At 43.3% G+C, this 11,040-nt stretch carries 14 protein-coding genes and 1 riboswitch; of the genes, 3 read left to right on the top strand and 11 right to left on the bottom strand.

The genetic code is table 11. The features are described 5' to 3' along the window. Positions 1 to 230 precede the first annotated feature (230 nt). The 6 genes from BpJC4_RS13625 to BpJC4_RS16210 form a co-directional block, all read right to left on the bottom strand. The gene (locus BpJC4_RS13625; protein ID WP_151679658.1) at positions 231 to 977 is read right to left on the bottom strand and encodes an amino acid ABC transporter ATP-binding protein; all 747 of its coding nucleotides are present in this window, start codon (positions 975 to 977) and stop codon (positions 231 to 233) included. Positions 978 to 1,033: 56 nt separating this feature from the next. Then, complete coding sequence (locus tag BpJC4_RS13630; RefSeq protein ID WP_151679659.1) at positions 1,034 to 1,693, bottom strand: amino acid ABC transporter permease; 660 nt, start codon at positions 1,691 to 1,693, stop codon at positions 1,034 to 1,036. 60 nt (positions 1,694 to 1,753) lie between these two features. After that, complete coding sequence (locus BpJC4_RS13635; RefSeq protein WP_503827267.1) at positions 1,754 to 2,482, bottom strand: amino acid ABC transporter substrate-binding protein; 729 nt, start codon at positions 2,480 to 2,482, stop codon at positions 1,754 to 1,756. 247 nt (positions 2,483 to 2,729) lie between these two features. Further along, positions 2,730 to 3,662, bottom strand: coding sequence for a ketopantoate reductase family protein (locus BpJC4_RS13640; protein ID WP_151679661.1), 933 nt, complete (start codon positions 3,660 to 3,662; stop codon positions 2,730 to 2,732). A 62-nt stretch (positions 3,663 to 3,724) separates the two neighbouring features. After that, the gene (gene queC, locus BpJC4_RS13645; protein ID WP_151679662.1) at positions 3,725 to 4,396 is read right to left on the bottom strand and encodes a 7-cyano-7-deazaguanine synthase QueC; all 672 of its coding nucleotides are present in this window, start codon (positions 4,394 to 4,396) and stop codon (positions 3,725 to 3,727) included. A 48-nt stretch (positions 4,397 to 4,444) separates the two neighbouring features. Next, a riboswitch (PreQ1 riboswitch) is annotated at positions 4,445 to 4,488 on the bottom strand. Between the two features lie 344 nt (positions 4,489 to 4,832). Beyond that, the gene (locus BpJC4_RS16210) at positions 4,833 to 5,126 is read right to left on the bottom strand and encodes a hypothetical protein (RefSeq protein ID WP_172967544.1); all 294 of its coding nucleotides are present in this window, start codon (positions 5,124 to 5,126) and stop codon (positions 4,833 to 4,835) included. A gap of 147 nt (positions 5,127 to 5,273) precedes the next feature. Between BpJC4_RS16210 and BpJC4_RS13655 the strand changes: the two genes are divergently transcribed. The 3 genes from BpJC4_RS13655 (at position 5,274) to BpJC4_RS13665 (ending at position 6,769) form a co-directional block, all read left to right on the top strand. Further along, entirely contained in the window at positions 5,274 to 5,624 is a 351-nt protein-coding gene (locus tag BpJC4_RS13655; protein ID WP_151679664.1) for a PadR family transcriptional regulator, read from the top strand. Further along, complete coding sequence (locus BpJC4_RS13660; RefSeq protein WP_151679665.1) at positions 5,599 to 6,282, top strand: DUF1129 family protein; 684 nt, start codon at positions 5,599 to 5,601, stop codon at positions 6,280 to 6,282. The genes BpJC4_RS13655 and BpJC4_RS13660 overlap by 26 nt, the downstream gene beginning before the upstream one ends. 79 nt (positions 6,283 to 6,361) lie before the next feature. Further along, the gene (locus tag BpJC4_RS13665) at positions 6,362 to 6,769 is read left to right on the top strand and encodes an SRPBCC family protein (protein WP_151679666.1); all 408 of its coding nucleotides are present in this window, start codon (positions 6,362 to 6,364) and stop codon (positions 6,767 to 6,769) included. Positions 6,770 to 7,071: 302 nt separating this feature from the next. Here the strand turns inward: BpJC4_RS13665 and BpJC4_RS13670 are convergent, their stop codons facing one another. The 5 genes from BpJC4_RS13670 to BpJC4_RS13690 are packed head-to-tail and all read right to left on the bottom strand — an operon-like array spanning position 7,072 to position 10,568. After that, on the bottom strand, positions 7,072 to 7,569 hold the full coding sequence (locus BpJC4_RS13670; protein WP_151698040.1) for an arsinothricin resistance N-acetyltransferase ArsN1 family A: 498 nt from the start codon (positions 7,567 to 7,569) through the stop codon (positions 7,072 to 7,074). Positions 7,570 to 7,619: 50 nt separating this feature from the next. Further along, positions 7,620 to 8,426, bottom strand: a complete 807-nt coding sequence (locus BpJC4_RS13675; protein ID WP_151698041.1) for an arsenite methyltransferase — start codon at positions 8,424 to 8,426, stop codon at positions 7,620 to 7,622. A 48-nt stretch (positions 8,427 to 8,474) separates the two neighbouring features. Beyond that, positions 8,475 to 8,894 (bottom strand): arsenate reductase (thioredoxin), encoded by a 420-nt coding sequence (gene arsC / locus BpJC4_RS13680; RefSeq protein ID WP_151698042.1) that lies wholly within the window; start codon positions 8,892 to 8,894, stop codon positions 8,475 to 8,477. Between the two features lie 14 nt (positions 8,895 to 8,908). Beyond that, positions 8,909 to 10,207, bottom strand: coding sequence for an arsenic transporter (locus BpJC4_RS13685; RefSeq protein WP_269467551.1), 1,299 nt, complete (start codon positions 10,205 to 10,207; stop codon positions 8,909 to 8,911). A gap of 16 nt (positions 10,208 to 10,223) precedes the next feature. Beyond that, complete coding sequence (locus BpJC4_RS13690) at positions 10,224 to 10,568, bottom strand: ArsR/SmtB family transcription factor (protein WP_151682002.1); 345 nt, start codon at positions 10,566 to 10,568, stop codon at positions 10,224 to 10,226. Positions 10,569 to 11,040: the final 472 nt, after the last annotated feature.

Consider the following 11,040-nt stretch of genomic DNA (forward strand, 5'->3'; position numbering starts at 1 on the left):
AGGCCTCGCGTGAAATTCAACGGTATTCTTAGACATGGAAACTCTACCTTTCATTTGTTTTTCCACAAAAATCATTTTATCAAAGGTGAGCGCTTCTTTTCTTTATTCTTGGTTATGTCTGAATATTATTATCACTATCCGCTCCCCGTAAACATTTTACTCATATCAAAATTTGTCAATCATTTGACAGACAATAAAAAAGGGGGCACCATATTCATGCACCCATCATTCTATTTGTAACTCCTATTCAAAAACGCCTTTGTCCGTTCGTTTCGGGGATTTTCAAAAACCTCAGCCGGCGACCCCATCTCAATAATTTCGCCATTATCCATAAAAATCACCCGGTTGGCGGCCTCTTTAGCAAATCCCATTTCGTGCGTTACGACAATCATTGTCATATTTTCTTCCGCTAAATCCTTCATAACTTTCAGCACTTCGCCTGTCAGTTCCGGATCGAGTGCCGAAGTCGGTTCGTCAAACAGCATAATTTCCGGATTCATCATCAGGGCACGCGCAATGGCCACACGCTGCTTCTGCCCGCCCGACAAATTTGCAGGATAAGCGTCCGCACGATCAGCCAGCCCGATTTTCGTCAAAAGTTCGCTGCTTCTTTGGCGAAGTGCATCAGCCGGCTCCTTCTTTACCATTTTCGGCGCCAGTTCGAGATTTTCCCGGACCGTCAAATGCGGAAAAAGATTATAATGCTGAAACACCATGCCCATTTTCATTGTAATTTTCTTAATGTCCTGCGGTTTGGCATACACCCCGTCCTCCACGAGCCGGCTGCCGAGCACCCGGATTGTGCCACCGTCCACTTCCTCAAGGTGGACAAGGCTGCGCAGCATTGTGCTTTTTCCCGATCCGGACGGGCCGATCACGGCAACAACATCATTTTTATGAACATCAAATGTAATTTGTTTCAATACTTCCAATTTACCGAAAGATTTCCTCAAATTTGAAATTTCAATGACAGCCACTTCGTCCGCCTCCTCTTCTCAAAGGCTTTCATTCTTCCTGATATTCCCCGCCAAACCTATTCAAACGTAAACCTGCGCTCCAGCCATTTGAAAAACAACGTTAAAACCATCGTCATCAGCAAGTAAATCACAGCCGCCACGAAGAACGGCACTACTGTAAAATCACGGTTCACGGCTGTTTCGGCATAGTGGAGCAGTTCCGGAACTGCGACGGCGTATAGCAGCGCCGTGTCTTTTACAAGCGTAACCGATTCATTCGCCACAGCCGGTATCGCGATGCGGAACATTTGCGGCAAAATGACTTTCGTTGTTGTTTGCCATTTGTTTAAGCCGAGCACCTGGGCCGCCTCGTACTGGCCTCTGTCAATCGCCAAAAGCCCGCCGCGGAAAATTTCCGCAAAATACGCGGCGTAATTTAAAATGAACCCTAAACTTGCGGCAATAAACCGGTCCAGAACCAAATACTGCCCGATAACCGGCAACAGCGGGAGCCCGAAACAAATAAACATCAGCTGCAGCAGGAGCGGTGTGCCCCGCATCACATAAATATAAGCCTGTGCAAGCCATGACAACGGCTTAAACCGGCTTCTCACCGCCAATGTCAGCAAAAAACCAAGCGGAAGCGATGCAATGATGGCGATGAAAAACAAAAGCACCGTCATTTGCGCGCCGGAGAGCATCGGCTTTAGGATCGTTTGCATATAATCGGTTGACATGTTGCATATCCTCCAACAGCAAAACAGGGTTTCCCGCGGAAATCCTGTTTTGCCCCCATTTTAATCCAATACTTTATTTGCGCCGAACCATTTTTTCGAAATTTTGGCGGATGTACCATCTTTGTTCATTTCATCCATTGCTTTTTGCAGTTCTTTCAAAAGTTCTGTATTGCCTTTCTTCACGCCGACCCCGTATTTTTCCGGCGCAAGCGATTCTTTCAGGACTTTAAACGTATTTTTCTCTTTCGTCATATAATAATTGATCACAACTTCATCAATGACAACCGCATCGAGACGGCCCGTTTTTAAATCGTTTAAGGCTTGGACATTATCGGAGTACTCTGTTACTTTTTTGATTTTTGATTTGATCGGGTTGGCGTCTAAAGCATCGGCTGCCGAAGAAAGTGACTGCAGGCCGACCACCTTGCCTTGCAAATCACTAAGCTTCGTGATTTTCGAATCAGCAAGTGTGACGACAACCTGGGAATTTTTCAAATAAGGTTTCGTGAACAGCACTTTTTTCTTCCGCTCCGGCGTAATAGTATAGCCGTTCCAAATCAGGTCAATGCGGCCGCTGTTTAATTCCTGTTCTTTCGTGCTCCAGTCAATCGGCTGGAATTTTACTTTTTTCCCCATTTTCTTTGCGGCTGCTTTTGCCATATCAATATCAAATCCGACAATGTTGTTATTTTTATCCCGGAAACCCATTGGGGCGAATTTGTCATCAATGCCGATTACAAGCGTATCGTTTTTTTTCTCCGGAGATTTGCCCGAAGAACATCCTGCCATGACGGAAAGGACTGCCGCAATGATGATCATCACGGATACAAAGCGTTTCATAGAAAATAACCTGCCTTTTATCAATTTACTTTAGTACGTTACCATATTATCGTACTACCAAATTATAATACTGAAAGAGCATAAAAGACAAGATGGGAAATGAAATTTTTTGTTGAAAATGGGCTGTTAAGATTTTACAGTCCATACGCATGAAAAAAAGCCATGAAATCCGGTTGATTCCACAGCTTTACTTACATCAATCCGCTACGGCATATGTGCTTTCGATTTCCCGGATCCGCCTGTACAATTCTTCGTTGACAGGTACCGGGACACCGTATTTTTTGCCGAGTTCGATAACCGTACCTGAAAACAGACCGACTTCGCTATACCGTTTGGCTTCGACATCCTGCACCATCGACGGCTTGCCGCCCGGACTTAACGCTCCGACTACTTTGAGCCAGTACCGGAGATCCTCCTCCCCCAGCGGGAACCCTTCTTTCTCGGATAAGGCCATGACTTCACGCATGGCGGCAATCATCATCTCCCTGGCCGGCCCTTCTTTCTGGATTTCACCGTAATTGCTTTTATATACAGCGACGGTTTGATTGACGCCGACATTGAGCATGAACTTGCCCCAAAGCCTTTTCATCATATTGGTGTCGGCTTCATACGGAAAACCTGCTTTGTCAAAAAATCGCGCAACCCTTTTCATTTTTTCAGAAAAAAGCCCTGGTTCTTTTTCACCGAAACAAAGCATGCCCATATGATCGTATGTCAGGCGGTTTCCGGCCTTTACGGCATCCATCCCTTGGGCGACACAGAATAATATTTTGTCCATTCCGTATGTACTGCCGATGATTTCTTCGCTTGAGATGCCGTTTAAAGCCGACAAAATAATCGTATTCGGCCCGACATGATGTTTCACCGCCTGAATCGCATCTTCCAAACCGTTAAATTTTACGGTAAAGATTAACAAATCCGCAGGTTCGACTATTTCTTCCGGCGTAACATAATGGAAGCTGCAGCGCTCTCCGTTGCAGTAAACGCCATTCTTCTCATACCTTTCAATCCGCTTGCGGTCTGCAATGATCCTCAAATTTCCCTCCGGCATCTTTTTTGATAAATGGTTCCCAAATAAAATACCAAGTGCACCGAGGCCAATGATGGATACCGTTTTGATTTCCGCCATATCCCCCTGCTCCTTTCTTTTTCCATTATTTTACCACAATTCGGATAAAAAAAGCAGCCGCATCAATATGGCTGCTTTTCCCCATTTCTGATGGCCAAATATTCTTCCAACCCTTTTTTCCGCAATTTGCAGGCCGGGCATTCACCACAGCCGTCCGCAATGATGCCGTTATAGCATGTCAAGGTTTTTTCACGGACAAAATCAAATGCACCGAGTTCATCTGCAAGCCGCCATGTTTCCGCTTTGTTAAGCCACATCAACGGCGTATGAATGACAAACTGCTGGTCCATTGAAAGATTCAGCGTCACATTCAATGACTTGACAAACATATCACGGCAGTCCGGATAGCCGCTGAAATCCGTTTCGCAAACGCCGGTGACGATATGTTTGGCGCCGATTTGGCTTGCGAGCACCCCGGCAAAAGACAGAAACAGCAAATTGCGCCCCGGCACGAACGTATTCGGCAGTTCCCCGTTTTCCCCTTCTTTCACCGCAATATCATCCCTTGTCAGTGCATTCGGGGCCAACTGGTTCAACAAACGCATATCGAAGACATGATGCTTCACGCCAAGCTCAGCCGCAATATTTTTCGCACAATCAATCTCCAAACGGTGCCGCTGGCGGTAATCGAATGTCACCGTCTCCACTTCCGAAAATTGTTTCCTCGCCCAAAACAAGCAGGTCGTACTGTCCTGGCCGCCGCTGAAAACGACGAGTGCTTTTTCTTTTTTCAATGGGATCTTCCTTTCAATCAAAAACAGCAACCTAAAAAAGCAGCCGCTGTTTTCTTAGTTTTTTTGGGAGGGTTGCTAAGAACCTCCACCGGATAGCTTCCGAATTTATATTTGATTATAGCATGAAACTGTCCGCGGCTGTGGATAAGCGGGCGCCAAGCTAACTGCTATCTTGTGGAAAAGTTGAAAAATTCATATATTTATACACAACCTTTTCCACACCTATGGATAACTTTGTTTTCACGCCTGAAAACTTTCACAAATCCGACACAAAATGATGTATTTTTTATGATCTACATCACAGTATTCTCAAAAAACACTTTTTAAGATAAATATAGTGGTTATCTGATGCTGCCCTCATAAAACAATCGGGGAGGTGTAAAAGTGAAACGGTATATCCAACTTTTCTTTATGTTTGCCGCAACAGTGCTGATTGTCATGGGGATCCAAAAAGGGTTAAGCACACTTGAACTTCTAAATCTTGATAACTTCTGGGCGAACTATTTTGTATTTTTGATTCTTGCCTACATGATTCTGTCCTTCTTCCTCCATTATTTTTCAAAACGCAAAAAGCAATCTTAAGCAAAACCAGCGGTCTGCCCATCCAGCCGCTGTTTTTTTTCATAATGATCGCAAAACTGATGGATTGTTCCGCCTGCACGTCCACTCCCAGCAATCCGGGAATTTCAACGCTGTTGTTTAAGCGGTAGCCGTCCTGCGAATTTTTCATATGAAAAACCTCTCATTTTGGTTGTTTTTATTTTTTCCTTTGAAAAACGCACAGATCTATTGATTGCTTACTACTTTGTATTGCAAAATAGCCGATTCTTTGCTAAACTATCTTGTATAACAAAGTAGTTGAAACGGAGAAATGCATATGTCGCGAAGCCAACTGTTAAAAGGCATCTTGGACGGCTGCGTGTTGGCTGTGATAGAAAAAGAACCGGTATACGGCTATATCCTTTCGAAAAAACTCCAGGAAACCGGCCTGCTGGATATCAGCGAAGGCACGCTTTACCCGGTGCTGTTACGGCTGCAAAAAAATGGCTGGATACGCGGTGAGATGCGGCCGTCCGATACCGGCCCGAGCCGAAAATATTACGAACTAACCGAAACCGGAAAAGCCGCACTGGACGAGATCACAGCCGAGTGGCAGCAAATCTCTGAGCCTGTCAATCTTTTATTGAAAGGAAGGAATTCGGATGGTATCCGCGAAACAGCTAATTGAAGAAAATAATCGCAAGCGGGAAGAATTAACGCCGGAAAACGAAAAATATTATGGGGACCTACTCATTTACATCCGCTTGCAGTTGACGTTATCCGAACAGCAGTCTGAGGAAGTACTGATGGAACTGCTCGACCATTTACTGGAGGGACAAAAAGAAAACAAGACGGCAGAAGAAATGTTCGGCGGCGACCCGAAAGCCTTTGCCGATGAAATCATCCGGCAATTGCCAAAAGAAGAAAAACGCAATATGATTCCATTTATCACCAGGATTGTTATCATGCTGGCGGGGATTCAACTTGTTATCAACGGTATTGGTTTACCATTATGGATCCATTTTCAAAAACCAATTCCAGACTTTTACCCGGTAACTGCTGCCATCAATTTTTGCATTTCTTTGCTGTATATCGCCTTTGCTATGTGGTATGTTCTCCTGTCTTTGAAAAAAACTTTATTCTCCGGGGATACGAAAAGAAACAATATCATTTTTTACTTAAAAATTTATCTGGGCGTATGCCTTTTTCTTGCAATCTCCATATTAACCGATAAATTTATGCCGAAAATCGGACCGTCCTTCTCTTACCCGTGGTGGCTGCCGCTCATTTCCGGCGTTTTGTGCTTGGGCATTTATTATTTATGGGGAAAAGCTGCGAAAACTTGATATGTGTGAGACCACTTGAATACGCGGTAAAATTTTAATACAGTCAAAACGGACAACATAAATGAAATGAGGTTTACGTATGGAAGATATTATTGTGACTGCCACCTTACCTGCCCCGATCGAACAAGTGTGGGAAACCGTCTCCACACCAGAAGGGCTTTCAGCATGGTTTATGCCAAACAATTTAAAAGCAGAACCTGGATACGAATTTTCTTTGCAGTCGCCTTTTGGCCCATCAACCTGCAAGGTGCTGGAAGCGGATCCCCCGCGGTTCCTTTCATTTGCATGGGATGAAGACGGCTGGTTTTTGCCGATCGCATTAAAAGGCGCCGATGATCAGACTGAATTCACACTAACACACGGGGGCTGGAAAGAACCGGACCACATCATCGAAAAAGCCCGTGAAAAAACTTCCGTCATCCGCGCACGCATGGAACAAGGCTGGATGAATATTGTGAACACGCGCCTGAAAAAATTATTCGTATAAAACGGTATGGCTCCTCTTGGCAAGGAGCCTTTGATTTTTGTTGTTCATGCTTCCGTTTTTTTCACGAGCATAGTGATCGTATCCCGATCCTCATCATTTTGTCTTCGATGCGCGGCGCAGCATCTCAAAGGCCGGTCCAAATCGGACAAAGGGCCCGTGAACAATAAGGAAATAAAATAAGCACATTATTCCGGAGATGTACCTGAATTCATTTGAAAAAAGGTACCTGGAATAATGTGCCTGTTTAATATCGTTTTAACTTTTCGTAATCAGAAGGATGTGATTGTAATGGAAGTTTAACATCAAAAAACCTTTTCCATTATCATTACATCTACAAATTTACCATCTAATTTCCCTTGGTTCTTAAATACTCCAACTTCCCGGTATCCGTTTTTTCTATAAAGCCCTTGCCCCAACTGGTTAAAAGGAAATGTAAATAAAACAATTTTATTGAAAGCTTGATGAATTGCAACTTGCTCAATTTCCTGTAATAATAAGGTTCCAATTCCTTTGCCCCGTTGGTCTCTTCTGATATAAATGGATAATTCTGCTACCCCGGCATAAGCACAACGGCTTGAATATGGGTTTAGTGACGCCCATCCGACTACTTCATCATCCTTTTCAGCAACCATGACGGCAAAACGCCCGGTGTGGCTGTTGAACCACGCTCTCATATATTCAAGATCCTTTTTCTCTTCTTCCAATGTTGCAATCCTGTCTTCGATCCCTTGATTGTAAATCAATAAAATCGATTCGAGGTCGCCCGTTACAGCCGGCCTTATTTTGTACCCTGTTTTCATCCTTATTCCTCCACGTTCAATATTTAGCTACCCCGGTACTACGGCCGATTTCACTTCTCTGCCCGAATGATTGCTGAAACAATGTATTCTTCCAGTCTGCGTTCAGAGTCCCATTCTTTAATAAATTCTTTTGACTCATCTTTCGAGACAACGGTTATATTTTTAAACCCGGCTTGCTCCATCAGCTTATATAATTGTTCTATGGTGGAAGCACCCGAAACACAGCCGGAGTATAATTGCATGTCTGATTTAAACTCTTCCGGCAAGCCTGCTGTCAATACAATATCGGAAATCGCCAGTCTTCCCCCACTTTTCAATACACGATATGCTTCTTCAAAGACTCTCTTTTTGTTTGGAGACAAGTTAATCACGCAGTTTGAGATAATGACATCAACGATACCATCTGCTACCGGCAAATTTTCAATTTCACCCAAACGGAATTCTACATTACGGTAATCATTCTTTTCGGCAAGACTCCGTGCTTTGCTAATCATTTCGGGCGTCATATCAACTCCGATCACTTTTCCGTTACTCCCCACTTTTTTGGAAGCCAGAAAACAGTCAAATCCTCCCCCGCTTCCAAGATCAAGGACTGTTTCTCCCTCTTTTAAATCGGCGATTGCTTGTGGATTTCCGCAGCCCAGACCCATATTTGCTCCATTGGGAATATTTTTTAATTCTTCAAGAGAGTAGCCCATTTTTTGCGAAATTTCTTCTGCAAAAGGTTGGCCATTTCCTTCAGGGGAACAACAATTGGCTCCACCGCAACAGCTATTAGAACCTACAACGCTTAAAGCAATCTTTTGATAGTGATTTCGAACATGATTTCTAATTTGGTCATCATTTACTTCACACATATCTAAACTTCACTCCAACTTCAATATAAAACCGAAAACGAATAGCTCTCATTTCCCGGTTTCCGCAAAACGTTTAATTCTTTCGCCAATTTCATCACGGACTCGCCGGAATACATTCCAAACTTCTTCAGGCGTCCCTTCAGCCTTTGCCGGATCGTCAAAACCCCAGTGGACCCGTTTTACCTCGGGAGGCGTCATTGGGCATCTCTCATCTGCATCCCCGCAAAGCGTAACAACAAGATCGGCATGGTTCAAATAGTCCGGATCAATCAGTTTTGACTTGTGGTTTGAAATATCAATGCCCACTTCTTCCATTACTTTGACGGCATTCGAATTTAAACCGTGTGCTTCAATGCCCGCACTCCGAACTTCCCACTGATCCCCGAGATATTTTTTTGCCCATCCTTCTGCCATTTGGCTTCTGCATGAATTTCCCGTGCATAAAAAGTAAATTTTTTTCTTTGTCATAAACAAAACTCCTTTTAAAACATCAGTAGTGTAATCAATAAACCTAAAAGCGTGATCAGTAATATCGGAATCGTTAAAGTAATACCGGTTTTAAAATAAGTCCCCCATGAAATGTTGACGCCTTTTTGGGACAATACATGCAGCCACACAAGGGTTGCAAGCGAACCGATCGGTGTAATTTTCGGGCCGAGATCGGATCCGATGACATTGGCGTAAATGAGTGCTTCCCGAATAGCTCCGGAAGTATGCGTTTCTGCAATTGCCAATGCATCCACCATTACAGTCGGCATATTATTCATGATGGATGAGAGAAAGGCTGCAATATAGCCCATTGCAATTGTGCCGATGAACAATCCCTTTTCGGCTGAAGCCTCGATAACACCGGCTAATGCTGTAGTGAAACCGGCATTTCCCAAACCGAATACAACAACATACATTCCGATTGAAAAGAAAACGATACTCCACGGTGTACCTTTTATGACAGCCCTTGTATCAATTGCATTGCCGCGTCCCGCCATGATAAGGAAGAAAACTGCAATGGTACCGGCGATCAACGAAACCGGAATATGGATAAATTCACTCGCTAAATAACCGGCCAGCAAAATCCCCAATATATACCAGGACATGCGGAACATTTTCAGATCACGAATGGCTAATGCAGGTTCCTTCAGCTTTGATAAATCGTACTGTCTCGGGATGCTTTTCCGGAAATAGATCAGCAACACTGTAATCGTTGCAGCCAGTGAAAAAAAGTCGGGAATGATCATCCTTAGTGCATAATCGACAAATGGAATATGGAAAAAGTCTGCCGACACGATATTCACCAGATTGCTGACAACAAGTGGCAGTGAAGTCGTATCTGCGATAAAACCGCTCGCCATAACAAACGGAAAAATCATTTTCTCTTTAAAATTTAAGTTTCTGACCATCGCCAGCACAATCGGCGTCAAGATTAATGCGGCCCCGTCATTGGCAAAGAAGGCGGCAACAACTGCTCCTAAAATACTGATGAAAACAAACATTTTAATGCCATTGCCCTTCGCAATCCTCGCCATATGTAATGCTGCCCATTCAAATAATCCAATTTCATCCAAAATTAAGGATATGAGGATAATGGCGACGAAAGATAGGGTAGCGTTCCAAGTAATATGGATGACCTCAATGACATCGTTAAAACTGACTACTCCTGTAATAAGCGCTAAAGCTGCCCCTCCCATCGCCGGCCAGCCGATCGACAACCCCTTTGGCTGCCAAATGACAAACACTAATGTTGCAATAAAAATCATAACGGCTAATAACAATGTACCTGACAAACTGATGACCCCCAAATTAACAGCAAGAATTCCCTATACTTAACCTTTTCATTTCATGTAACTTCTCGTTTTGAGCCGGCAATTGATCGAGTATCTGTTTTACAAAAGGATAATACTCGTTGCTTTTTCGGATGGAATAGTAAACCCACTGCCCTTTCTTCTCTTCCTGCACCAATCCCATATCTTTTAACTTGCGAAGATGCTGGCTGACGGCAGGCTGGCTCATCTGAAACATTTCAACAAATTCACAGACACAGCAAGTTTCGCCATCAAGGATTTTCATCATCGACAGCCGGGTTTTATCCCCTAATAATTTTAAAATCGCAGCTGCGTTATCTAATTCAATCAGCGTATTTAACATCGGATTCGCCTCACTTATGAGTTTCTTATATTAATATATAACTATATACTTATATATGCAACAAAAAGTTAAATGTAAAACATATATTCCAACTTTACATCGTGAAAATAAATCATCCTTTTTTTATAGGGCGTTCATATTTTATTATTTCAAAGAAGACAAAATGGAATCATTAAGGCAGAAAAAGTTGTACAGAATTGGGACCAAGCAAAATGCAATCGAATGGTATGTGTCAAATTTTTCTCGACATCGTTTAAAAATCAGTAATTTCCAGACACTCTCGTATAATAAGTTTCGATCCTACTAAATGAGTCAATTTCCAGTTGAATGATTGTTCTTTGACAAGTGCACCTTTGATGTTTTCGGGGCGAGCCCCGAAAACATCAATTTGGGACTTGGGCGTTTCGTGATGTTCCTAGATAGAGTGAGTCAAGTTTTTGCGGGAGGTCCCTCTCAACCTTCGATATTTGAT

Source organism: Weizmannia acidilactici, assembly GCF_008974185.1.
In the GTDB taxonomy this organism is placed as follows: domain Bacteria; phylum Bacillota; class Bacilli; order Bacillales; family Bacillaceae_C; genus Weizmannia; species Weizmannia acidilactici.